General features: G+C 57.9%; 19 protein-coding genes. 10 read left to right on the forward strand and 9 right to left on the reverse strand.

The annotated features are described in order from the left end of the window. The first annotated feature begins 116 nt into the window (after positions 1 to 116). Complete coding sequence (gene aceK, locus BN4575_RS02920) at positions 117 to 1,844, forward strand: bifunctional isocitrate dehydrogenase kinase/phosphatase (protein WP_068977070.1); 1,728 nt, start codon at positions 117 to 119, stop codon at positions 1,842 to 1,844. Positions 1,845 to 1,922: 78 nt separating this feature from the next. Here the strand turns inward: aceK and tesB are convergent, their stop codons facing one another. The 6 genes from tesB to BN4575_RS02950 all read right to left on the reverse strand — a co-directional run bounded on the left by tesB (position 1,923) and on the right by BN4575_RS02950 (position 7,208). Continuing rightward, a complete protein-coding gene (tesB, locus tag BN4575_RS02925; protein ID WP_042020670.1) occupies positions 1,923 to 2,789 on the reverse strand; it encodes an acyl-CoA thioesterase II in 867 nt (288 codons plus the stop codon). 235 nt (positions 2,790 to 3,024) lie between these two features. Then, positions 3,025 to 3,948: a 23S rRNA pseudouridine(2605) synthase RluB gene (gene rluB / locus BN4575_RS02930; protein ID WP_042020669.1), complete on the reverse strand. Its 924-nt coding sequence runs from the start codon at positions 3,946 to 3,948 to the stop codon at positions 3,025 to 3,027. After that, positions 3,941 to 4,537 carry an SMC-Scp complex subunit ScpB gene (gene scpB / locus BN4575_RS02935; protein ID WP_068977071.1) on the reverse strand — a complete coding sequence of 199 codons (597 nt, stop codon included), beginning with the start codon at positions 4,535 to 4,537 and terminating at the stop codon, positions 3,941 to 3,943. The genes rluB and scpB overlap by 8 nt, the downstream gene beginning before the upstream one ends. Before the next feature lie 139 nt (positions 4,538 to 4,676). Further along, positions 4,677 to 5,633 (reverse strand): segregation and condensation protein A, encoded by a 957-nt coding sequence (locus BN4575_RS02940; protein WP_068977072.1) that lies wholly within the window; start codon positions 5,631 to 5,633, stop codon positions 4,677 to 4,679. Then, positions 5,581 to 6,201, reverse strand: a complete 621-nt coding sequence (locus BN4575_RS02945) for an L-threonylcarbamoyladenylate synthase (protein ID WP_042020663.1) — start codon at positions 6,199 to 6,201, stop codon at positions 5,581 to 5,583. Before BN4575_RS02945 ends, BN4575_RS02940 begins: the two co-directional genes overlap by 53 nt. A gap of 125 nt (positions 6,202 to 6,326) precedes the next feature. Then, positions 6,327 to 7,208, reverse strand: coding sequence for an RNase RNM (locus BN4575_RS02950; protein WP_068977073.1), 882 nt, complete (start codon positions 7,206 to 7,208; stop codon positions 6,327 to 6,329). A gap of 438 nt (positions 7,209 to 7,646) precedes the next feature. On the opposite strand from BN4575_RS02950, the gene BN4575_RS02955 reads away from it, so the two are divergent. From BN4575_RS02955 to BN4575_RS02985, 7 genes are all read left to right on the forward strand, one after another. Continuing rightward, on the forward strand, positions 7,647 to 9,281 hold the full coding sequence (locus tag BN4575_RS02955) for an anthranilate synthase component 1 (RefSeq protein ID WP_068977074.1): 1,635 nt from the start codon (positions 7,647 to 7,649) through the stop codon (positions 9,279 to 9,281). Beyond that, positions 9,274 to 9,888, forward strand: a complete 615-nt coding sequence (locus BN4575_RS02960) for an aminodeoxychorismate/anthranilate synthase component II (protein WP_068977075.1) — start codon at positions 9,274 to 9,276, stop codon at positions 9,886 to 9,888. Before BN4575_RS02955 ends, BN4575_RS02960 begins: the two co-directional genes overlap by 8 nt. A 15-nt stretch (positions 9,889 to 9,903) precedes the next feature. Further along, positions 9,904 to 10,932, forward strand: a complete 1,029-nt coding sequence (gene trpD, locus BN4575_RS02965; RefSeq protein WP_068977076.1) for an anthranilate phosphoribosyltransferase — start codon at positions 9,904 to 9,906, stop codon at positions 10,930 to 10,932. Continuing rightward, entirely contained in the window at positions 10,932 to 12,452 is a 1,521-nt protein-coding gene (trpCF, locus tag BN4575_RS02970; protein WP_068977077.1) for a bifunctional indole-3-glycerol-phosphate synthase TrpC/phosphoribosylanthranilate isomerase TrpF, read from the forward strand. Before trpD ends, trpCF begins: the two co-directional genes overlap by 1 nt. Before the next feature lie 67 nt (positions 12,453 to 12,519). Then, positions 12,520 to 13,713: a tryptophan synthase subunit beta gene (trpB, locus tag BN4575_RS02975; protein ID WP_068977078.1), complete on the forward strand. Its 1,194-nt coding sequence runs from the start codon at positions 12,520 to 12,522 to the stop codon at positions 13,711 to 13,713. Continuing rightward, entirely contained in the window at positions 13,710 to 14,516 is an 807-nt protein-coding gene (trpA, locus tag BN4575_RS02980) for a tryptophan synthase subunit alpha (RefSeq protein WP_068977079.1), read from the forward strand. The genes trpB and trpA overlap by 4 nt, the downstream gene beginning before the upstream one ends. 620 nt (positions 14,517 to 15,136) lie before the next feature. Then, positions 15,137 to 17,413, forward strand: coding sequence for a KAP family P-loop NTPase fold protein (locus tag BN4575_RS02985; RefSeq protein WP_068977080.1), 2,277 nt, complete (start codon positions 15,137 to 15,139; stop codon positions 17,411 to 17,413). Between the two features lie 230 nt (positions 17,414 to 17,643). Here BN4575_RS02985 and BN4575_RS02990 read toward each other — a convergent pair whose 3' ends face one another. After that, entirely contained in the window at positions 17,644 to 18,177 is a 534-nt protein-coding gene (locus tag BN4575_RS02990) for a metal-dependent hydrolase (RefSeq protein WP_068977081.1), read from the reverse strand. A gap of 281 nt (positions 18,178 to 18,458) precedes the next feature. Here BN4575_RS02990 and BN4575_RS02995 point away from each other — a divergent pair, with 281 nt between their 5' ends. Both BN4575_RS02995 and BN4575_RS03000 read left to right on the forward strand, forming a co-directional pair. Further along, on the forward strand, positions 18,459 to 18,755 hold the full coding sequence (locus BN4575_RS02995; protein ID WP_068977082.1) for a helix-turn-helix domain-containing protein: 297 nt from the start codon (positions 18,459 to 18,461) through the stop codon (positions 18,753 to 18,755). Then, positions 18,739 to 20,055: a HipA domain-containing protein gene (locus BN4575_RS03000; protein WP_083220979.1), complete on the forward strand. Its 1,317-nt coding sequence runs from the start codon at positions 18,739 to 18,741 to the stop codon at positions 20,053 to 20,055. The genes BN4575_RS02995 and BN4575_RS03000 overlap by 17 nt, the downstream gene beginning before the upstream one ends. 88 nt (positions 20,056 to 20,143) lie before the next feature. Here the strand turns inward: BN4575_RS03000 and BN4575_RS03005 are convergent, their stop codons facing one another. Together BN4575_RS03005 and BN4575_RS03010 are read right to left on the reverse strand one after the other, a co-directional pair. Further along, entirely contained in the window at positions 20,144 to 21,355 is a 1,212-nt protein-coding gene (locus BN4575_RS03005; RefSeq protein ID WP_042020650.1) for a NupC/NupG family nucleoside CNT transporter, read from the reverse strand. Positions 21,356 to 21,822: 467 nt separating this feature from the next. Continuing rightward, positions 21,823 to 22,563: a phosphatase gene (locus tag BN4575_RS03010; protein ID WP_042020648.1), complete on the reverse strand. Its 741-nt coding sequence runs from the start codon at positions 22,561 to 22,563 to the stop codon at positions 21,823 to 21,825. Positions 22,564 to 22,648 lie beyond the last annotated feature (85 nt).

Here is a 22,648-nt window from a genome sequence, read left to right on the forward strand (position 1 = left end):
CCCCGAAAATTGCCACTTGAACAGACGTTTGAATGTTGCGATAGTGGCCAGACGTGTGAACAAATCACACCCAATCCTTCGCGCTATCGGCCCGACAGATCACAAGGAAGAGAGAGATGCAGCAGCCATTGGAACAGGCCGTCGCCGAGACTATCTTGCAACGCTTCGAGTCGTTTTACAGCCGGTTTCTCGAGATAACCCAGGGCAGCAAGAGCCGCTTCGAGAACAGTGACTGGCTGGGGGTACAGCTGGCGGGACGGGAGCGGATCCGCCTCTATGACCACCATGTAGGGGCTACCGCCAGCTCCATCCGCCAGATGATGGGGGAGCACCACGCCACTCAGGAGCTGCTCAAGCGGGTAAAAAGCGCCTTCAGCGATCTGCTGCCCCGTTGTGACAACTTCGAGGTGGCGGAATCTTTCTTCAACTCCGTCTATCGCCGGATCTTCCGCCATCGCAACATCCGCGACGAGAACCTCTATATCCACCCCTTTGTCAGCCGCGGCGAAAAACCTGACTTAAGCGCCCTGCTGCGGGTCTATCGCACCGATTTGGCCCACCTGCCGCAGACCTTGAGCCAGCTTTTGGGGGATTACAGCTTCACCCTCCCCTATGAAGACAAGCAGCGGGATATTGTCGACATCCACCGCCATCTTGCCGAGAACGGCCCGCAAATCCTCCATGATGAGCCCTTTGCCATCGAGCTGCTCAAAGAGGTGTTCTACCGCAACAAGGGGGCCTATCTGGTGGGGCTGATCCGGGTCCGGGATCAGGTCTTCCCCTTTATCCTGCCCCTGCTCAGCACCGGCCACAGCATCTATGTGGACACGGTGATCTTCGAGCCGGATCTCGCCTCCATCGTATTTGGCTTCGCCCGCGCCTACTTCATGGTCTATGCCCGCGAACCGGCGCTGTTTGTCGCCTTCCTGCGCCAGATCATGCCCCACAAGCCCGATTACGAGATCTACAACGCCATCGGCTGCCAGAAGCACGGCAAGACCGAGCTCTATCGCCACTACCGCCACCATCTGGCCCAGAGCCGGGATCAGTTCATCATCGCGCCGGGCATCAAGGGGATGGTGATGAGCGTGTTCACCCTCCCCTCCTACGATGTGGTGTTCAAGGTGATAAAAGACGAGTTCACCCCGCCCAAGGATGTGAGCCACGAGCAGGTGAAGGCGAAGTACCGGCTGGTTAAACAGCACGATCGAGTGGGCCGGATGGCCGATACCCAGGAGTTCACCAACTTCGAGTTTCCCCTCGATCGCATCTCGCCGGAACTCCTTGCCGAGCTCAAGACGGTGGCGCCGTCTGCGCTCACCATCAGCGATGACAAACTGGTGATCAAGCACCTCTACACCGAGCGCAAGATGATCCCCCTCAACCTCTATCTGGACAAGGCGGACGAGCAGCAGACGCGGCTCGCGCTGGAGGAGTACGGGAACGCCATCAAGCAGTTGGCGGCGGCCAACATCTTCCCGGGGGACATGCTGTTCAAGAACTTCGGCGTCACCCGTCATGGCCGGGTGGTGTTCTACGACTACGACGAGATCTGTTACATGACGGAGTGCCACTTCCGCCAGATCCCGCCGCCACGCTACCCCGAGGATGAGCTGTGCGCCGAGCCCTGGTACTCGGTGGCCCCCAACGACATCTTCCCCGAAGAGTTCGCCACCTTCCTGCTGCAAAAGCCACTGGTGCGGGAGATCATGTTGCAACTGCACAAGGAGATGTTCGACGCCAACTACTGGAAGATGCTGCAGAGCAACATTAAGGTGGGGGTGTTCGAGGATGTCTATCCCTACCGGCGCAAGAAGCGCTTCAAGTACCAGCGCGGCGGCTGAGTCCGCAGAGCCCGCGCACATCGCAGCAACGAAAACGGGGTGGCCCAAGCCACCCCGTTTTGCTGACCGCTGCGCGCCTTAACTGCCGCGACGGCGGATCACCCCTTCTTGCATGGTGCTCGCCACCAGCATGCCATCACGGGTAAAGAACTGGCCGCGCACCAGACCGCGGCCGCCACTGGCGCTCGGGCTGTCTACCACGTAGAGCAGCCAATCGTCGAAACGGAAATCCCGGTGGAACCACATGGAGTGGTCGATGGTCGCCACCTGCATCCCCGGCTCCCAGTACGACACCCCGTGGGGCTGTAGGGAGGTGAGCAGGAAATTGAAGTCGGAGGCGTAGGCCAGCAGGTATTTGTGGATCCGCAGATCGTCCGGCATCTGGCCGTTGGCCTTGAACCAGACGTGGCGCACCGGATCCTGCACCGTCGGCCGAATAGGGTCGACCAAAGTGACAGGGCGCATCTCGATGGGCTGCTCGCAGAGGATCTTGTCCCGCAGGGAGGCAGGGATCAGGTTCTCGTAGGGGCGCACCAGCTCCAGCTCGCTCTTGAGCTCTTCCGGCGGGGTGATGCCGGTGGGCATCTGCGCCTGATGCTCGAAGCCATCGGCCGGCACCTGAAACGAGGCGTTGAGATAGAAGATGGGCTTGCCGCCCTGGATCGCCTTGACCCGGCGGGTGGAGACGGTCTGGCCGTCGCGGATATTCTCCACGTCGTAGACGATGGGACGGGTCACATCCCCCGGACGCAGGAAGTAGGAGTGAAAACTGTGAACCTGACGACCACTCTCGACCGTCTGCTTGGCGGCTGACAAGGCCTGCCCCATTACCTGTCCGCCAAACACGGCCCGCAGACCGAGATCCTGGCTCTGGCCCCGAAACAGGCCCTCCTCGATTTTTTCAAGCGCCAGCAACGCCAGCAACTCATCAAGTACCTTACTCATCGTTCACTCCTCTATCAGAGCCGCACAGGCTAGCAAGCCAGCTCGGGCAGGGCAACCACGGCGGCGCGTCTGCGGACGAAGAAGTGACATAAAGGCCACACCCCCCTTCCCGACGCACTTGCAAGAGACCGGGTCGTCGTCACAGCTAAAAAAAAGCCCGCACCAGATGGTGCGGGCCTTTTGCTTGGCCGACTGCGCGCTCTTTGTCAGCGCGCAGTTCGCAACGCGTTGCAGCTTACTTGCTGCCGGTACCCGAGTTGCGGGTAGAGGCTTGTGGCTTGCGACGGGCGGTGGTGCTGCGGGCGCGCGGCTCCATGCCTTGCATATCCTTGTGACGCTTGACGGCGCGGCGGATCTGGGCGGCCTGCTTGTGACGGCTGGTTTTGCCATCTTGTTGCAGGTCAACCTTGGATTCGGTCTCCGGCTGCAGATGCACCAGACCACGCAGGTAGTTAACTTCCGGCAGTTTCAGCTCCTGCCAGCCACCACGGGGAATGCCACGATCCAGGGTCACGTCACCGTAACGGATCCGCATCAGGCGGCTCACCTGCACTTCCTGTGATTCCCACAGACGGCGCACTTCACGGTTGCGACCTTCGGTCAGGGTGACGTTGAACCACTGGTTCAGACCTTCGCCGCCAGCCGGTTTGATCTTGTTGAACTTGGCGGTGCCATCTTCCAGCTGCACGCCTTTGCGCAGGCGCTGCAGCATGGCTTCGGTGATTTCGCCAAACACACGTACCGCGTATTCGCGCTCTACCTGGTGGCTCGGGTGCATCAGGCGGTTGGCCAGCTCACCGTCGGTAGTGAACAGCAACAGACCGGAGGTGTTGACGTCAAGGCGGCCAACCGCAATCCAGCGGGCACCTTCCATCTTGGGCAGACGATCAAACACGGTGGGACGACCTTCCGGATCGTGACGGGTACACATCTCCCCTTCCGGCTTGTGATAAGCCAGCACGCGGCAGATGACCTCTTCCGCGGCACGGGTCTTGATCTGGTGACCATCTACCCGGATCACGGCGTTCACTTCGACGCGATCCCCCAGTGTGGCGACCTTGCCATCCACACTGACCCGACCTGCGGTGATCAGGGCCTCCATCTCACGACGGGAGCCGTGACCCGCGCGGGCCAACACTTTTTGCAGTTTTTCACTCATCGGGGTTACCTGATTGTTGATCGCTGCCACCCTCCGCCATTGGCATGGGGGGCAACGGGGGTTGCAGATCCGGATCCAGCTCGGGGAGCTGTTCCAGACTCTGCAGATTAAAATAATCCAGAAACTCTCTGGTGGTGGCGAGCAGCTCGGGACGGCCTGCCACCTCTTTGTGGCCGATGCTGCGCACCCAACCACGTTCTTTCAAGGTATTCACTATCTGGCTCGATACCGCCACCCCGCGGATCGCTTCGATCTCGGCACGGGTGATGGGCTGGCGATAGGCGATCAGCGTCAGCGTCTCCATCACGGCGCGGGAATAGCGGGGCGCCCGCTCGCTCCAGAGCCTTGATAGCTCTTCGGCATACTCCTGACGCGCCTGAAAACGCCAACCGGAGGCGACCTCTTTGAGCTCGACCCCTCGCGTACTGTAATCTTGCCTGATCTCGGCCAACAGCAGCTGAACATAGCGGCTGGTCACCGGATAATCTGCCAGCACGCTGCTTTTCAGCTCGCTGACGTTGAGCGGACGACCGGCCACGAACAACGCCGCCTCGATCAGGGTCTTTAATCGTTCAGCAGGGAGTGCCATTACACGCCCCTCCCTGTATCAGGGTCTTTAATCGTTCCGCAGGAAGCGCCATCACGCGCCCCTCCCTGCATCAGGGTCTTTAAACGTTCTGCAGGAAGCGCCATCACACGCCCCTCCCTGCATCAGGGTCTTGAGTCGTTCAGTGGGCAGCGCCATGGTTGCCCTCCTCACTCTGGCTGGCCAATGCAAAATAGATTTGGCCCAAAGGTTGGGCTTGCAGGACCCAGATCAGCTGTTCCTTGCACAGCTCCAGCAGGGCCAAAAACGTCACCAACACGCCCATGCGCCCCTCTTCGGCACGCAGCACCTGTTCTAGCCGCAAGGTCTGGCCCAACGAGAGCATGGCGAGGATCTCCGCCATGCGCACCCGGGTCGGGATCTGTTCGCGGCGGATCTGGTGATGTTCGAAATGAGTCGCGCGTTTTACCACACTTTGCATATAAAGAGCGAGCTCAACCAGCGAAACATCGGGTGCCAGTGGCTTGAGAGCGCCAAAATCGGGGGGCAAGGCGGTGGCGATAAAGATCTCCCGCTCCACCCGTGGCAGCTCATTGAGCCGCTCGCCCCCCACCTTGAACCGCTCGTACTCTTGCAGGCGACGAATAAGGGTAACCCGCGGGTCTTCCCCCTCCTCCTCATCTTCCAGCTCCGGCGCTTTGGGCAGCAGCAAACGGGATTTGATCTCCGCAAGCCAGGCCGCCATCAGCAGATACTCTGCCGCCAGCTCAAGGTTGAGCCCCTGCATCAGCTCCACATACTCCATGTACTGGGCGGTGATCTGCAGGATCGGCAGGTTGAGGATATCAAGCTGCTGACGCCGGATGAGGTAGAGCAGCAGATCGAGCGGCCCCTCGAAGGTATCGAGGAACACCTCCAGCGCATCGGGCGGGATGAACAAGTCCTGGGGCAGCTCGTGATAGGGCTGCCCCAGTACCCGCGCGATGGGGGATGGGATGGCTTGGGGGAGAACGGACTCCCCCGCTGCCTCCGCGATATGTGCGCCCGCCTGGGGCGTGGCCGTCACGGAGACAGGATCGGCAGACTCACTCAAACGGGGTCGGATCTCCGGCACCGCGACGACGCAGCACCGGCTCATCGTCAGAGAAATCCACCACTGTGGTGGGCTGCTCGCCCAGATAACCGCCGTTGACCACCAGATCGATCTGCTTGCCCAGCTTGTCGAAGATCTCTTCCGGATCGAACTCGGCCATCTCGGAGTCCGGCAGGATCAGGGTGGTGGAGAGCAGCGGCTCGCCGAGCGCCTCCAGCAGCGCCTGAGCAATCAGGTTATCCGGCACACGAATACCAATAGTCTTCTTCTTCTCGTTCATCAGGCGACGTGGCACCTCTTTGGTCGCCTTGAAGATGAAGGTGTAGGCGCCCGGGGTGTTGTTCTTGATCAGGCGAAACGCGCCATTGTCCACTTTGGCGTAGGTGGCGATCTCGGAGAGATCACGGCACACCAGGGTGAAGTCGTGGTTGGCATCGAGGCGACGGATACGGCAGATGCGCTCCAGCGCCCCCTTGTCACCCATCTGACAACCCAGCGCATAGCCGGAATCGGTCGGATAGACGATGACGCCGCCATTCTGGATGATCTGTACCGCCTGACTGATCAGACGGGCCTGAGGATTTTCCGGATGTACGTAAAAATGCTGACTCATAGCTTGTTCTCGCAATGGGGGCAGCAATACCTGCCCGCTCGTATGGTCACGGGTTCCAGACCCATGACACTACCTTAACCTGTTTGTGGCCACTTCACCTGCTTGCGGCCACTTCGCTAGCGTCGTTAGCGGCTCGCCAGCAGCTCTGCGTGTTGCTCGGTGGTGAGTCCAAAGTGGCCGGGATAGGCCAGCCAGACGGGCATCCCCTCTTTGGGCAACCAGAGGTGGCGGCCCAGCTCAGTCCAGTTGGAAGGGAAGTGAAAATCCGATCCCACCGAAATGCACAGGTCGTGATCCTTGGCCCACTGACCCAGGTTGGCCCGCTCCTGCGGGCTCTGCTGGGGCAACGACACCTCCATCGCATCACCACCGGCCGCCTTGAAAGCCACCAGTAACCGCTTAATCCACTTGGCGGTGAGACCATAGCGGCTGGGGTGAGCCAGTACCGCCAGCCCGCCAGCGGCGTGAATGGAGCTGATCGCCTCGCTCATCTCTGGCCATTCGGCCGGAACATAGCCTTTATTGCCCCGGCTCAGGTACTTCTTGAATACCTTCTGCATGTTGTCGGCCACCCCGCGTGCCACCAGCACCCGGGCAAAGTGAGCACGGGTCACGGCGGCGTCACCGGCCAGCGCCTTGGCCTCTTCATAGGTGCCGGGGATCAGGCACTTCTCCAGACGACGCCCGATTTCCAGTGCCCGCGCCTCGCGACGGGCCCGTTGGCCAGCTAAAAATGCCACCAGCAGCGGATTTTTTTCATCCACCCCCAGCGCCACGATATGGATCTCGTGATGCTCCCAGCCGGTAGAGATCTCGACCCCGCTCACCAGTCGCAGCGGTAGTTGCTCACTTTCGATAGTGCGGCGCACTTCATCAAGGCCATCAAGGGTGTCGTGGTCAGTAACCGCTAACACCTCGACCTGTTTCTCGGCGGCGCGGCGCACCAGGTCGGCCGGGCTCAGCACACCGTCGGAGGCAGTAGTATGGCAGTGCAGATCGAATCTCATCAGGTAATTCCGCTCTCGTGGTCAGGTCACCATTCATGGCAAATCGGTGAAAGAAGGCTAAAAAGCGACTTGACTTGGCCGCGGCTTTATCGTTTTCTGTAGGCACTTCATTGCAAACATCTTTTTACAGGATTTTATCATGCAAACGACAATCACCCTGAAAGCAAGCTGGTGGTGGCACACTCCCTGACATGCGGGCGTGTGGTCGTTGCTGTATCTGTAATCTGACAGCAAATTAAGAACCCAAATAAAAAGCCCGCTGACCCCAGCGGGCTTTTTTATTATCCGGCAAATGGACCTGTGATGAAACCGAGAATTCAGACAAGAACACTGACCTGGCGATGGCGCCCCTGATGAAACCGCCTAAACCAATTTAATTTTCAAGGAATTCAATGTCATGAACATCGGTAAAAAGCATCACACGCAAGGGAACGCACTATGACAGCCACACATCGCCTTCCTCTGGGTGAATTCGATACCCTCAAGCTCAACGCCCCCTATGTGGCTGACCCGCTGGCGCTCTACACCCGACTCTGCCAAGGGCGCCCCAACAACCTGCTGCTGGAATCAGTCGAGATAGACTCCAAGGCGGGCAAGCAGAGCCTGCTGCTGGTAGATGCCTGCCTGCGCATCGAGTGCCGTGGTCGCACCGTGCGGGTGCGCACCCTCAACGACAACGGCGACCAGCTGCAGAGCCTGCTGGCCGAGCGGCTGCCTGCGGTGGTTGCCCGCTCGCTGGTAGATGGCGAATTGCAGCTCGACTTCCCGGCCTCCGATCGGGAGCAGGATGAAGACTCCCGCCTCAAGGGGAGCAGCGTGCTGGACGTGCTGCGCACCCTGCAACAGGAGCTGCAGTGCCAGCTAGGTAAAGAGGCTCTGTTTATGGCGGGCAGCTTCGCCTACGACCTGATCGCTTCCTTCGAGGATCTGCCAGAGGTGCCGGAGGGGAGCAACAACTGCCCCGACTACTGCTTCTATGTGGCCGAGACCCTGATCACCATCGACCATATCGAGCGCTCTACCCAACTGCTGGCCTGCATCTTCGGCGGCGATAGCGATGAGAGCCAGATAGACGACAGATACACCCGCCTGAGCGAGCGGCTCACCGACTTCAAACAACTTTGCCAGCAACCCCTCTGCGCCGAGCTGGCCACTGCGGCCCTCACCGGCGGCATGAGCGTGGACAAGAGCGACAAGCAGTTCTGCGCCGAGGTGGAGAAGCTCAAGGGCTTTATCCGCCGTGGCGACATCTTCCAGGTGGTGCCGTCCCGCTGCTTCTCGCTGCCCTGCCCAAGCCCGCTGGCCGCCTATCGCCGCCTCAAACAGACCAACCCCAGCCCCTACATGTTCTACGTGCAGGATGAAAACTTCACCCTGTTTGGCGCTTCACCGGAGAGCGCGGTGAAATTCTGCGCCGCCAGCCGCGAGGTGGAGATGTACCCCATCGCCGGTACCCGTCGCCGGGGGTTGAACCCGGATGGCAGCATCAACCGGGATCTGGATGGCCGCATCGAGCTGGAGCTGCGTCAGGACGAAAAAGAGGTGGCCGAACACCTGATGCTGGTGGATCTGGGCCGTAACGACATCGCCCGCATCTCGGAGCCGGGGACCCGCTACGTCAAGGAGTTGTTGAAAGTGGATCGCTACAGCCACGTGATGCATCTGGTCTCCAAGGTGGTCGGCACCTTGCGCTCGGATCTTGACGCCCTGCACGCCTATCAGGCCTGCATGAACATGGGCACCCTCACCGGCGCCCCCAAGATCCGCGCCAGTGAGCTTATTCGCATGGTGGAAGGCAAACGCCGCGGCAGCTACGGCGGCGCCGTCGGCTATATCAACGGCGCAGGCGAGATGGATACCTGCATCGTGATCCGCTCGGCGTTTGTCAAAGATGGCGTGGCCCATGTGCAGGCCGGTGCCGGGGTGGTCTATGACTCCAAACCGCAAGCCGAAGCGGATGAAACCCGCGCCAAGGCGGCCGCCGTATTGGCCGCCATCGCCGCCAGCCATGGCACATCCCTGCAAGCCCTGAGCGCCCAGCAGGAGCAACATAAGGACGTGAGCCATGACTAATATCTTCCTGCTCGATAACTTCGATTCATTTACCTACAACCTGGTCGACCAGTTCCGCTCCCTCGGTTATCCGGTGCGGATCTACCGCAACAGCCTGCCGGCGAGCCGCATCATGAGCGAAATTGCCGCCTGCGAAGGGGATGCGGTGCTGGTGCTCTCCCCCGGGCCGGGCGCGCCCCATGAAGCGGGTTGCCTCATTGACCTGATCAAGCTGGCCCGTGGTCAGGTGCCTATCCTCGGTATCTGCCTCGGACATCAGGCCCTGTGCGAAGCCTATGGCGGCACCGTCGGTGCGGCGGGTGAAATCGTCCACGGCAAGCGCTCTCTCATCGAGCACAACGGCCACGGCGCCTTCGCCGGTCTGCCGAGCCCGCTGCCGGTGGCCCGCTACCACTCGCTGGTCGCCACCTATGTGCCGGAAGAGCTGACGGTGATTGCCCACTATCAGGGCATGCCCATGGCCATCGAGCAGCAGGATGAGCGGGTGCTGGGTTTCCAGTTCCACCCGGAATCCATCATGACCTCGGAAGGGGCCCGCCTGCTGACTCAGGCGCTCGCCCATATCACCCGCCCAGAAAGCATTTTTTCGACACGCGGCGTGCGTTAAGGTAAGGAGACCAACATGCATCAACATCTCAACACCCTTTATCAGGGTCAGTCTCTGAGCCGTGAAAGTACCCGCGACGCCTTCGGGCAAGTGGTACGTGGCGAAGTGGATCCCATAGTGCTGGCAAGCCTGCTGACCGCCCTCAAGATCAAGGGAGAGACCCCGGAGGAGATCGCCGGCGCCGCTGAAGCTCTCTTGGCGGAAGCGCGCGACTTCCCGCGTCCCGATTATGCGTTTTGCGACATCGTCGGCACCGGTGGCGATGGCCTCAATACCATCAATGTCTCCACCACCTCGGCGCTGGTCGCCGCCGCCTGCGGCCTGAAAGTGGCCAAGCACGGCAACCGCTCGGTCTCGAGCAAGTCTGGTTCGAGCGATCTGCTGGACAAGATGGGGATCAAGCTCGACATGAGCCCGGCGCAGGCGCGCCATTGTCTGGACGAGCTTGGCATCTGCTTCCTGTTCGCCCCCCAGTACCACGCCGGAGTGCGCCACGCCATGCCGGTACGTCAGGCCCTCAAGACCCGCACCCTGTTCAACGTGCTGGGGCCGCTCATCAACCCCGCCCGCCCCACCTATCAGCTGATGGGGGTCTATGCCCCCGAGCTGGTGCGCCCCATCGCAGAAACCCTGCTGGCACTGGGATTGAAAACAGGTATGGTGGTTCACGGCGCCGGGCTCGATGAGATTGCCATCCACGGCCCGACCCAGGTAGCCCAGATCCGTGACGGCGAGATCCGCGAATTTATGATCACCCCGGCAGACTTTGGCCTCGATACCTATCCGGTGAGCGCCATTCAGGGGGGGGAACCGGAAGAGAACCGCGCCATCACCGCCGCCATTCTGGCAGGACAAGGCACTCCGGCGCACAACGCCGCCATCGCCGCCAACGTGGCGCCGCTGCTGCTGATGGCGGGCAAGGCGGCGGATCTCAAGAGCGCGGCGGCCGAGGTGTTGGCAGTGCTGGCGAGTGGCAAGGCAGCGGCTCTGGCCGCCCGGCTGGCCATGCTGAGCCATCAGGAAGCGGGCCATCAGGAGGCATGATGTCAGCCACCACATTGCACAGCAGTCATTCAGAACGCCCGCAGGGCACTCATGCAGAACTCCCGAGCGGCAGTTCGCAGCTTCGCAAGGATAACGAGATGTCAGACCTTATTGCCCCCCATGCTTTTCTGAACATGGGCTCCATCAGCCAGACCATCCTCGGCAAAATCGTGGCGGCCAAGCAGGCGTGGGTCGCCGCCCGCAAGCTGGCCCAGCCGCTGGAGAGCTTCCAGAGCGCGCTGACCCCAAGCGATCGGGATTTCGTCGGGGCGCTCAAGGCAGGCTCTACCCGCTTTATTCTGGAGTGCAAGAAGGCCTCCCCCTCCAAGGGGCTGATCCGCAACGATTTCAGCCCGGAGGCCATCGCCGACATCTATGGCAAATACGCCACCGCCATCTCGGTGCTGACTGACGAGAAGTTCTTTCAGGGGGATTTTGCCTTTTTGCCGCGGGTGCGAGGTCGCGTCCAGCAGCCGGTGCTGTGCAAGGATTTCATGATTGACCCCTATCAGGTCTATCTGGCCCGCCATTATCAGGCGGACGCCATCCTCTTGATGCTCTCCGTGCTTACCGACGAGGGCTATCGCGCCCTGTTCGCGGTGGCCAAAGAGCTGGGCCTTGGCGTGCTGACCGAGGTGAGCAACGAGGAGGAGCTGACCCGCGCCATCGCGCTGGGCGCGCCGGTGATCGGCATCAATAACCGGGATCTGCGCGACCTCAGCGTCGATCTCAACCGCACCAAACAGCTGGCTAAAGATATTCCGAGCGATCGGGTAGTGATCAGCGAATCCGGCATCAACCACCGTGCCCAGGTGGCCGACCTTCGCCCCTACGCCAAGGGCTTTCTGGTGGGCTCCTCCCTGATGGCCGAGCCGGATCTGGAAGCGGCAGTGCGCAAGCTCACTCTGGGCCAGAACAAGGTGTGCGGCCTGACCCGCGCCGACGATGCCGCCGCCGCCCATCAGGCAGGTGCGGTGTTCGGCGGACTTATCTTTGTGGCGAAAAGCCCGCGCTATGTGGATATCCCCACCGCCCGCGCCGTGATGGCGGGTGCGCCGCTCGCCTATGTCGGAGTGTTTCGCAATGCCCAGCAAGAGACCATCGCCAAAACGGTGGAGGCGCTGGGACTGGCCGCGGTGCAACTGCACGGAGATGAGGATGCAGCCTATATCGAGGCGCTGCGCCCGCTGCTGCCTGCAAGTTGCCAGATCTGGAAGGCAGTCGGCATCATGAGCGGCGAACCCCTGCCCGCCCTCGACTATCCGGCGGATCGCCTGCTGCTCGATACGAAAGTGGGCAGCCAGAGCGGCGGCACCGGTCAGGCGTTCGACTGGGCCATGCTAGCCACGCTCGACAAGAGCAAGCTGATGCTGGCGGGTGGCCTTAACCCCGACAACGCCCTGCAGGCAGCTCAAGTCGGCTGCCTCGGCCTTGATTTCAACTCCGGGGTGGAGAGTGCCCCTGGCCAGAAAGATGGCCACAAACTCGCCGCCGCCTTCGCCGCCCTGCGCGCGCTCTAAGGCGGCCACTGGATCTCTGTATCGTTTTTGATGTTCCGTTTTTGACTCAAGGTATAAGGAAGAAACCATGACCCTGCTCAACCCGTTTTTTGGTGAATTTGGTGGCATGTACGTGCCCCAAATCCTGATCCCCGCGCTGCTTCAGCTGGAAAAAGCCTTCGTCGATGCCCAGGAAGACCCGGCCTTTATCGCCGAATTTCAGGAGCTGCTGACCGAGTACGCCGGTCGCCCGACCCCGCTCACCCTGACTCGCAATTTGACCAAGGGCACCAAGACCCGCCTCTACCTCAAGCGTGAAGATCTGCTGCACGGCGGCGCCCACAAGACCAACCAGGTGCTGGGTCAGGCGCTGCTGGCCAAGCGGATGGGCAAGACCGAGATCATCGCCGAGACCGGCGCTGGTCAGCACGGCGTGGCCACCGCACTGGCCTGCGCCCTGCTTGGCCTCAAGTGCCGGGTCTACATGGGTGCCAAGGATTGCGAGCGCCAGAAGCCCAACGTATTTCGCATGAAGTTGATGGGGGCCACCGTCATTCCGGTGCACTCCGGCTCATCCACCCTCAAAGATGCCTGCAACGAGGCGCTGCGTGACTGGGCTGCCAACTACGACTCCGCCCACTACCTGCTGGGCACCGCCGCCGGTCCGCACCCCTTCCCCACTATCGTGCGGGAGTTCCAGAAGATGATCGGCGAAGAGGCCAAGGCCCAGTGCTTCAAGAAAGAGGAGCGGCTGCCCGATGCGGTGATCGCCTGTGTCGGCGGCGGTTCTAACGCCATCGGCATGTTTGCCGACTTCATCGACAACAAAGAGGTGCGCCTGATCGGGGTCGAGCCGGGTGGTCATGGCATCGAGAGTGGCGAGCACGGTGCGCCGCTGGGTCACGGCAGCAAGGGGGTCTTCTTTGGCATGCACTCCTATCTGATGCAGGACAAGCAGGGCCAAATTCAGGAGTCCTACTCCGTTTCGGCGGGGCTCGACTTCCCCTCCGTTGGCCCGCAGCACGCCCATCTGGCCTCCATCGGCCGCGCCGAGTACGTATCCATCACCGACAAGGAAGCGCTGGACGCCTTCCAGGAACTGGCCAAATCCGAGGGGATCATCCCGGCGCTGGAGTCCTCCCACGCGCTGGCTCACGCCCTCAAGATGGCCCGCAGTGAACCGGAAAAAGAGCAGGTGCTCATCGTCAACCTCTCCGGCCGTGGCGACAAAGATATCTTCACCGTTGCCGACATTTTCGAGAAAGAAGGAACCTTGTCATGAACCGTTACGCACAACTCTTCTCCCGTCTGGATGCGGTCAATCAGGGCGCCTTTGTACCGTTCGTGATGCTGGGTGACCCCACCCCCGAACTCTCCCTGGCCATCGTTGATGCGCTGGTCGCAGGGGGCGCCGATGCCCTCGAACTCGGCATTCCCTTCTCCGATCCGGTGGCGGACGGCCCCACCATTCAGGGCGCCGCCCTGCGCGCCTTCGAGAGCCACACCACCCCGGACGACTGCTTCGAGCTGCTTGGCCGCATCCGCGCCAAGTACCCGCAGCTGCCCATTGGCCTGCTGGTCTACGCCAATCTGGTCTATGTGCGCCAGATCGACGGTTTTTATGAGAAGTGCCAGCAGGCAGGCGTGGATTCGGTGCTGGTGGCCGACGTGCCGGTACAGATGTGCGCCCCCTACAAGGCAGCCGCCGACAAGTTCGGCATCGACAGCATCTTTATCGCCCCACCCAATGGCGATGCCGAGACCCTGAAACAGGTGGCGGAGCTGGGCAGTGGTTACACCTATCTGGTGAGCCGCGCCGGTGTGACCGGTGCCGAGACCAAGGCTGGCATGCCGGTGGATGGCCTGATCAACACCCTGCGCGAGTTCAAGGCGCCCCCCGCCCTGCTCGGCTTTGGTATCAGCGAACCGGCGCAAGTACGTGAAGCGATAGCCGCTGGCGCCGCCGGTGCCATCTCGGGTTCGGCCGTGGTGAAGATCATCGAGACCCACCACCAGAACCCGGAGCATATGCTCACTCGCCTGAAAGAGTTTGTGGAAGGGATGAAGGCCGCGACCAATCGATAGGGAATGGCATTAGCCAAATGCCATTATCCGTAGTGATCCGGCTGCATATCAGCCTTACTCATAGGTGTATCGCTGCATCACCACATCAAAGGGAGCCTGACCGGCTCCCTTTCTTTTTGTCGCTTGTGCCCGCTTAGCGCTCCCGGCTGTTTGCCCCCTCTCCCTCCGGGAGAGGGCTGGGGTGAGGGGGAATTGTACATTCCCTGCCAAATGAGTTGCTCACTCAGCGCACGCCTTAATGACTAATTTATTGATCCAACACAGATTCCCGCCAAAACCCGCTTTTCAACGCTCCACCCCCCCTTAAGATACCCGAATGACAATCAACCTCTCGGAAGAACGCCATGAAAGCGATTGTTGCTATCTCGCAGGTTAACAGCAGCGAACTGGGGGCTGGAACTCAGGGGCGGTAGCGTTGCTTTTGTAGGTTGACGCAGCGTGTAGCGAAGCCCAACAGGCGAGCATTATTGCTCCAACCAAAGCGGGATAAACAAGAATGTGGCAGAACCATAAAACAGATTTTCAGATATATTCGCGGTAAACGTTGGGCTTCACTTCGTTCAGCACCAACCTACGATTTTTAGCCCAACATACGAGATGATAGCCCCATAGGATCTTGCATGGAACCAATTGATTTACACGGATTCTCCTCTGATCGGCCAATCACAAAAGCAGAAGATGACTTGTTAGGTCGTTCAGGATTTTCCTCCGACTTGGCAAATGCTATGGCAAGTTGGCATGGAAATGACAGCTTAGTGGTAGCCTTACATGGTGACTGGGGATCAGGGAAATCTTCAATTAAAAATATGGCTTTATCTCAGCTAGAGGGAATTTCAGAAGATAAACCAGATGTCATTGAATTTTCTCCATGGGAATGGGCAGCTCAAGAAAAAATAACCGCATCCTTTTTTCAAGAAATATCAAAATCAATCGATAGAAAAGACAAAAGTGAATCAGGAAAAAAATTAGCGGCAACCCTTAAAAAGTATGGGCGCTATCTAACTACAGGTGAGACTGTAGTCACAGGTCTTTCATCGGCCCTCCCCACATTATTCGTGCTTGCGACACTTATTGGTATTGGCGGAAACTTTTCCAACGAAACTTGGGTAAACAATACGAGTACTTTTATGCTCATTGTTTTAGGCTGTTGGGCTGCAGCATTGAAGTGGGGAAGAGGTTTTCTTGACAAGTTAAGTGGAAATATTGAGGAGACGGCAAAAGAAAAAGAACAGAGTCTGAACGATATAAGGCTTGAGTTATCGGCTTTATTGCTAAAACGTAAAGCTCCTTTGATTGTTGTCATGGATGATTTGGATAGATTAACGTCTTCCCAGTTAAGGATGGTTTTTCAACTTATAAAAGCGAACCTAGAGTTTCCGAATGTAGTGTTTCTTCTTCTATTTCAGCGAGACTTGGTAGAAGATAAAATGAATGATGGTAAACAACTTGGTCGTGATTATTTGGAGAAGATAATTCAAGTACCTTTTGATATTCCTAGAGTAGAAACCACGCGACTTCACAGTCTATTATTCAGCAGACTAGACAAAATAATTGAGCAAGATAAATCAGCCGCAAATATGTTTGACTCTGGGCGGTGGGGAAATATCTTTCATGGCGCGCTGAACAAATACTTCGACAATTTGAGAAACGTCTATAGATATACCTCCACTTTATCCTTCCACTTTACTTTACTTAAAGGAAAGAGTGCTTTTGAGGTAAACCCTGTTGATCTTATTGCGATTGAATGCCTAAGAGTTTTTGAGCCAGATGTTTATAAAGAAATTGCGCGCGCGAAAGCAATATTTACCAAAAATGGCTCGGATAGATATGAGCGAAGCAAGGATTCAATAGCTGGCTTAATCAACGGAATATTGGATAAATCCTCCCCTAACAAGCGGGATGCCGTAAAAGAAATTGTAGAACAACTATTTCCAACAATTGAATGGGCTCTAAGAGGAACACTATATTCTGGAGAATTTGCCAGAACTTGGTTAAGGGAAATGCGTGTTTGCCATCCGTCTAACTTTGACAAGTATTTTCAATTTTCTATTCCAAGCGGCGAACTTTCAAACTCAGACCTACGTGAAATGCTTGACCTTACTTCTGATTCTGAAAAATTCTCCGAATTTATCTTATCCCTTAAAGAACGTGGGATTTTAAAAAATGCACTTTCACAGTTTGAATCATTTACAGTTGAAGTTCCATTAGATAATGGCAGCACCTATATTAAAGGCATTCTGGATATTGGTGACAAAATAGATCATGAGACAACTGGATTTACATTTTTTAGCTCTAATACACATGCGGCAAGGCTTGTTGTATGGTTTTTAAGACGTATTGATGATTTAAAAGAAAGAGGAGAGCTTTTGCTTAGCTGTTTTAAAGCATCAAACGGAATTTCTATTGTTGAACATATTTTGCATAGTGATGAAAAATGCAGAGAAAAATCTGACACAGACCAAATTCTCCAAGATATAGAATTTGTTCTACTTAAAGCAGAGTTTGTAAAAAAGCTGGATGACATGTCTGTTAATTCACCAGATGAGCTTCTTTCTAATGAACACTTGGTTTCCTTTTTATACAGATGGAAGCGTTGGGGTGATGAGGCTAAAGTTATTGACTGGTTAAAGCTTCAGACACAGAGTGCCGAAGGTTGTATAAATTTACTGAAAAAATTTGTGAGTAAGTCATCTTCTCAATCTATGGGGGACTACGTAGCAAAAGTTACTACGTATATCAAACTTGAGAATATTGAGAACTTTTTAGAGATTGCGCCAATTCAAGAGAAAGTGCGTGAACTTGACGAAACAGATCTTGATCCCGAAGCTCAGGAAGCGCTAAAAGCTTTCCAAGATGCACTAGACAATAGAGCAAAAGGAATCACTGATGATTGGTGATGAATCTAACAAGGAGCTGCTGTCGGACAATTTTATAGCTTCTCTCCACAATTGCCGAAGAGTGCGGCGTTAACTGATAAAGGGAACGCCAAAAGCAGCCGCTCAAAAAAAAATCAGGACACCCATCTTTCTGTGCAAGCCGTTACGTAGCCAGAACACAAAAGATGGGTGCCCAAGTTTTGATTTTTGCTCAGCCAAGATATATCCAACAACCCATTCTGATCCCACCACTACCGCCCCCTTCCCCAAACCCGCCATCCCATCAACACCAGCATCAATACAATTCCCGGCAGCCAGACCCAGTAGAGCTCGGAGAGGATCACCGCTTCACCTCGGGCGGTGAGATATGCCTCCAGCTTGAAGGGGGCGACCCGGATCACCTGCCAGGGGGCGAAGAAACGATCGTCACGCCACGGCCAGAGCCAGCCAACCCCCTTGCCGCCAGTGGTGAGGGAATCGAGCAGGCTGTGGGAGAGCAGAGAGACCAGCAGAAATGACCAGACGGTGGCGACGCTGGCCCGAAATTGGCGATGAAACAGCATGGCCAGTGTGGGCAAGGCAAAAGCGAACAGCAAGGAGTGGGTAAAGCCGCGGTGGCCAAAGACATGGCCGTAAGCGACCCCCAGTTTGAAGGCGAGTACATCGGCGTCTGGCAGCATGGCGATGGCAACCCCTGCCAACAGCAGGCGCGGCGGAATCATCCGGCTGCCAAGCCCGAGCCCAAGGCAGAGAGGTACGGTGGCGTGGGTGATGATGGTGGGCATAGAGTGAAGTTCCAACTGAAAACTGGTGCTTACCCTACCCCCGCTCGGTGAAGTGAACGTGAAGTACAATGCTGCTCTGCAAGCGACATCCTCCCGGCCCCTCGGGCTGAATCGCCCCCAGACCATCCCTCACCACCTCTTCTGTTCTAAAAAGTGAACTCCTCTACACTTTTATATCGCAAATAGCACCGAGACCATCAAAGTGCACCATCGTACACTTTTTATTGCTGCTTACTCTTATCATGAGTTAAGTTGTAACAACCTACACTTTTTTCGTAATCATGATGACAGACGCATCGTTGCAAACCGCCCCGAAAGCACTGGATCCCGCCTCGCTGGGGCTGGCGATCCGCGAGAGACGCAAGGCCGCCAAGATGACGCAGGAGGTGACGGCCTCACTGTGCGGCATCTCCAAAAAGACCCTGATCAAGATTGAGAAGGGGGGGGATGTCTACCTCTCGACCCTGCTGCAGGTGATGCACGCGCTGGGACTGCGCTTGCAACTGGTGCAAGAAGCGGGGCCACAAGTAACAAGCGACAGCAGCCAAGTAGAGGTCGGTGATGATGAGTGGTTCTGAGCGCCATCGGCTTGAACTTAGGCTGGGTACCCAGCTGATCGGCCATCTTGAATATGACTCCCAACGGGATACTTTTCAGCTCGGCTATCTGCCAGAGTGGCAAGCTCGCGGCTTCCCGCTCTCACCACCGCTGGCGCTGGATGGCTCGGCCAGCAGCGCCCAGATCCGGGCATATCTGGGCAACTTGCTGCCAGAAAATCGCGGGCTGGAGCACCTGATTGAGGCGCTATCAGTTTCGCGCAGCAATATCTTTGCCCTGATCCATGGCATAGGTCGCGATGTATCTGGAGCGGTCACCTTTACTCTGCCCGCAGAGCCCGACATTCCCACCCACTTTCGCCCCATCACGCCAGAGGAGCTGTTGCTGCGACTCGAGCAGCCCGAGATCTGGCCGCTGGAAGTCTGGGATGGCCGCCCCCGCCTCTCGGTTGCGGGGGTGCAGGCCAAGCTCAACCTGCTGCGCCTCGAGGGGGCGCTGGGGTTTGGCGAGGGCGAACTCTGTTCCACCCACCTCCTCAAGTTCGAGCATCACCCTCATCTGGTGATCAATGAATTTGTGACCATGCGGCTGGCCGCACTGCTGGGCATGCAGGTGGCACAGGTAGAACTGCACACATTTGGTCAAGATGAGAAGTCCCACCGAGGCTTGCTGGTGGAACGGTTTGATCGGCGTCTTGACGAGGATGGCTTGAGGGTTCGCCGTCGTCATATGATCGATGCCTGTCAGGGGCTGGGGTTTCCCGTCACGCGAAAATATGAACGCAACTTCGGTGACGGGCGGGATGTAGCCCATATTCGGGAAGGGGTGAGCCTGCCACGGTTGTTCAGCCTCAGCGCCCTTTGTGTCAATCCGGCGCAGGCCAGATTGAACATGCTGCAATGGCTGCTCTTCAACCTTTGCGTCAACAATCACGATGCCCACGGCAAGAACTACAGCTTCTTCGTATCAAGAACAGGACTGACGCCGACCCCCTGGTACGATCTGGTCAATGTGGGGCTTTACCCCGAGTTCAACCAGCATCTGGCCATGGCAATAGGCGACGAGTTTGCCCCCGAGGCGATCAACGCATGGCAGTTGCTGGAGATGGCCGAGGCGTGTGATCTGCCCAAACGCCTGTTGCAGCAGACCTTGCAGAAGATGGCCAACGACATCCTCCATCATCTGGATGCCGCCATCGCCATGGTTGAGACAGACAATCCCGCCGAGCGGGCTTATCTGGCACGCTACCGACACGACGTTGAACGCCGCTGCCGCCATTTTCAGGAACAAGCTGCGCTGTTGCCCGATCTGGATCTGTAATCAATCCAACGAAAAAGACCCCCTCTGCCCAACGGCAAGAGGGGGTCTTTTGTTTGAGCCGCTGACTAACCGGCTATAGAGTCAACCATCAGGCCAGTGAGACAAAGATCCCGGCGAGGGTGGCGCTCATCAGGTTGGCCAGGGTGGCAGCCAGCACCGCCTTTAACCCCATATTGGCCACATCGTGGCGGCGCTCCGGTGCCATGGTGCCGATAGAACCAATTTGCACCGCAATAGAGCCCAGATTGGTGAAGCCGCAGAGGGCAAAGGTGATGATGATCTGGGTATGGGCACTCAAGCCATCCTTAATCTGGACAAAGTCCAGATAAGCGACGAACTCGTTCATGATCACCTTCTGACCAATCAGCGAACCTGCCGCCATCATCTCGCTGGCAGGCACTCCAATCAGCCAGGCCACCGGGGCAAACAGATAACCCAGCAGCTGTTGCAAGGAGAGATCGGCCCAGCCGAACCAATCACCCACGGTGGTGAGACCGGCGTTGATCATGGTGATCACGCTGACAAAGGCCAGCAGGATAGTACCGATGGCCACAGCGATCTTCATGCCGTTCATGGCACCACCCGCCAGCGCATCGATGGCGTTGCTGTAATCGCTCTTGTCCAGCGGGATCTCCTCTTGATCGCACACTTGCTGCTGCTCGGGCACCAGCAGTTTTGCCATCAAGAGACCACCCGGCGCCGCCATAAAGGAGGCAGCAATCAGGTATTTGAGATCTACGCCCAGCGCGGCGTAACCGCCCAGCACCGAGCCAGCCACCGAGGCCATGCCGCAAGTCATCACCGCAAACAGTTCAGAGCGAGTCATGCTGGCGAGGAAGGGGCGAATAAGCAGCGGGGACTCCCCCTGCGAGAGGACGATATTGCCGGTGGCCACCAGGGATTCAGCACGGCTGGTGCCGAGCAGGCGGTGAATACCGCCCCCCAACACCCGGATCACCCACTGCATGATGCCGAAGTGATAGAGCACGGCGATCAGGGAGCTGATAAAGATCACCAGCGGCAGCACCCGCACCGCGAAGATAAAGCCGTTACTGGCCAGATCGCCAAACACGAAGCTTATCCCGCTATCGGCAAAGCCGAGCAGGGCGGAGACGCCATTGCTCATGGCACCAAGAATGGCTTGTCCGGGGGGGAAATAGAGTACCAGTGCGGCAAAGCCGGTCTGCAGGGCGAGCGCACCCAATACCGTGCGCCAGCGGATAGCGCGGCGGTTTTCACTGGCCAGCCAGGCAATAAACATCAGGGCCAGTATACCGACCAGACTCAATAACAGTGTCATCTTGCACCTATGAAGAGAGGAGTTTCATATGGCAAGTCTGCAGACAGGTATCGCAGGAGATCGGACGGGAGAGGTGCCGACCCACGCGACACGCAGACCACAAACCTACAGGTTAGTGGCGGGTCCCATCCTGGGGTCATTCACGTTCCGGGTGACAGCATGTATCGGGTGACGCCAGCGCCGTCGCAGGGGGAGATGCGGCCGGGTGGCAGGTCGGGCGGCGATGGTACAGTGATCTCCATCACATAAAAAGCGGAAAACGCCGGGATAGCGAAATTTTTAAAACCAGAAAAAACCTGACTTACCGAGAGCGAGGCTTGCCTCAGCCCTTTCCTGCCAAGGGGCTGGGATGAACAAGGCATTCTTCATTGTCCTCCCAGCCATCTCATCCCAGCTATTTGCGGATGACGCCAGTCACTGCTGCACCAATCCTGTTTTATCTATTAGCTCAATGTGTTAGCGAATATCTACAGGTCTGCAAACTCGGGGATATGGGCACGGCCACGGCTTTCGAGAAATTCGAGCAGGGCGCGGGGGGAGCGCACCAGGATCCGATCCAGCGGGAAACCGGCTTCCGTCACCAGACGGTGGCAGTGGTCAAAATCACCGAGGCTGAAGGCGACGTGGGAGTCGGAGCCGAAGGTAAGATAGGCACCCAGATCCCGCGCGGCTTCGACGATGGCGCGGCAGTTGCCTTCGCTACCCGGGCGCGAATGAATGAAGGAGGAGTTGTTGATCTCCAGCGCCACCCGATAGTCGGCCGCCGCCTTGACCACCGCCTGAATGTCGATGGGAAATGAGGGGTTGCCCGGATGGCTGATCATGTCGACCCGGCCACTCTTGATGGCGTTGATCATCGCCTGGGTGTGGGCGGCCTGATCGCAGGGGGGGAATACCTGCTCATGAAAGCCCGCCATGATCATGTCGAGGCGCGACTCATAGCGCTCGGGAAAGTCGATCTCCCCTTCCAGGTTTTTGATGTTGGCCTCGATACCCCGCAGGATCCCGACTCCATCCACCACTCTTGGCAGTATTGGCAAGTTGGCAAAGTGCCAGACATGAGGGGCATCCGCCATCTCGGGGCCGTGATCCGTGGTGGCAAACAGCTTGATCCCCTTGGCTTTGGCTATCGGCAGATAGTCGTGAATGGTGCTGTAGGCATGGGTGCTGGCAATGGTGTGAGTGTGGGTATCGACCGGGTACTTCATCTTCTCTCCCCTCATATTTTGAAAGGGCAGCATAACAAAGAGCGGCAGCTTGGGCCACGCCAGTGCTTGCCACACTTTGTCACAA

The sequence above is a fragment of the Aeromonas sp. EERV15 genome, assembly GCF_900079845.1.
In the GTDB taxonomy this organism is placed as follows: domain Bacteria; phylum Pseudomonadota; class Gammaproteobacteria; order Enterobacterales; family Aeromonadaceae; genus Aeromonas; species Aeromonas sobria.

What these genes read in the sequence shown, in the direction of transcription:
- BN4575_RS03010 (WP_042020648.1), bottom strand. Translation starts at nt 22,563, where the DNA reads ATGAAGTACCCGGTCGATACCCACACTCACACCATTGCCAGCACCCAT.
- BN4575_RS02995 (WP_068977082.1), top strand. Translation starts at nt 18,459, where the DNA reads ATGATGACAGACGCATCGTTGCAAACCGCCCCGAAAGCACTGGATCCC.
- BN4575_RS02985 (WP_068977080.1), top strand. Translation starts at nt 15,137, where the DNA reads ATGGAACCAATTGATTTACACGGATTCTCCTCTGATCGGCCAATCACA.
- BN4575_RS02945 (WP_042020663.1), bottom strand. Translation starts at nt 6,201, where the DNA reads ATGAGTCAGCATTTTTACGTACATCCGGAAAATCCTCAGGCCCGTCTG.
- BN4575_RS03005 (WP_042020650.1), bottom strand. Translation starts at nt 21,355, where the DNA reads ATGACACTGTTATTGAGTCTGGTCGGTATACTGGCCCTGATGTTTATT.
- trpA (WP_068977079.1), top strand. Translation starts at nt 13,710, where the DNA reads ATGAACCGTTACGCACAACTCTTCTCCCGTCTGGATGCGGTCAATCAG.
- BN4575_RS03000 (WP_083220979.1), top strand. Translation starts at nt 18,739, where the DNA reads ATGATGAGTGGTTCTGAGCGCCATCGGCTTGAACTTAGGCTGGGTACC.
- BN4575_RS02950 (WP_068977073.1), bottom strand. Translation starts at nt 7,208, where the DNA reads ATGAGATTCGATCTGCACTGCCATACTACTGCCTCCGACGGTGTGCTG.
- BN4575_RS02955 (WP_068977074.1), top strand. Translation starts at nt 7,647, where the DNA reads ATGACAGCCACACATCGCCTTCCTCTGGGTGAATTCGATACCCTCAAG.
- trpCF (WP_068977077.1), top strand. Translation starts at nt 10,932, where the DNA reads ATGTCAGCCACCACATTGCACAGCAGTCATTCAGAACGCCCGCAGGGC.
- BN4575_RS02990 (WP_068977081.1), bottom strand. Translation starts at nt 18,177, where the DNA reads ATGCCCACCATCATCACCCACGCCACCGTACCTCTCTGCCTTGGGCTC.
- BN4575_RS02940 (WP_068977072.1), bottom strand. Translation starts at nt 5,633, where the DNA reads ATGAGCCGGTGCTGCGTCGTCGCGGTGCCGGAGATCCGACCCCGTTTG.
- trpB (WP_068977078.1), top strand. Translation starts at nt 12,520, where the DNA reads ATGACCCTGCTCAACCCGTTTTTTGGTGAATTTGGTGGCATGTACGTG.
- trpD (WP_068977076.1), top strand. Translation starts at nt 9,904, where the DNA reads ATGCATCAACATCTCAACACCCTTTATCAGGGTCAGTCTCTGAGCCGT.
- scpB (WP_068977071.1), bottom strand. Translation starts at nt 4,537, where the DNA reads ATGGCACTCCCTGCTGAACGATTAAAGACCCTGATCGAGGCGGCGTTG.
- BN4575_RS02960 (WP_068977075.1), top strand. Translation starts at nt 9,274, where the DNA reads ATGACTAATATCTTCCTGCTCGATAACTTCGATTCATTTACCTACAAC.
- rluB (WP_042020669.1), bottom strand. Translation starts at nt 3,948, where the DNA reads ATGAGTGAAAAACTGCAAAAAGTGTTGGCCCGCGCGGGTCACGGCTCC.
- tesB (WP_042020670.1), bottom strand. Translation starts at nt 2,789, where the DNA reads ATGAGTAAGGTACTTGATGAGTTGCTGGCGTTGCTGGCGCTTGAAAAA.
- aceK (WP_068977070.1), top strand. Translation starts at nt 117, where the DNA reads ATGCAGCAGCCATTGGAACAGGCCGTCGCCGAGACTATCTTGCAACGC.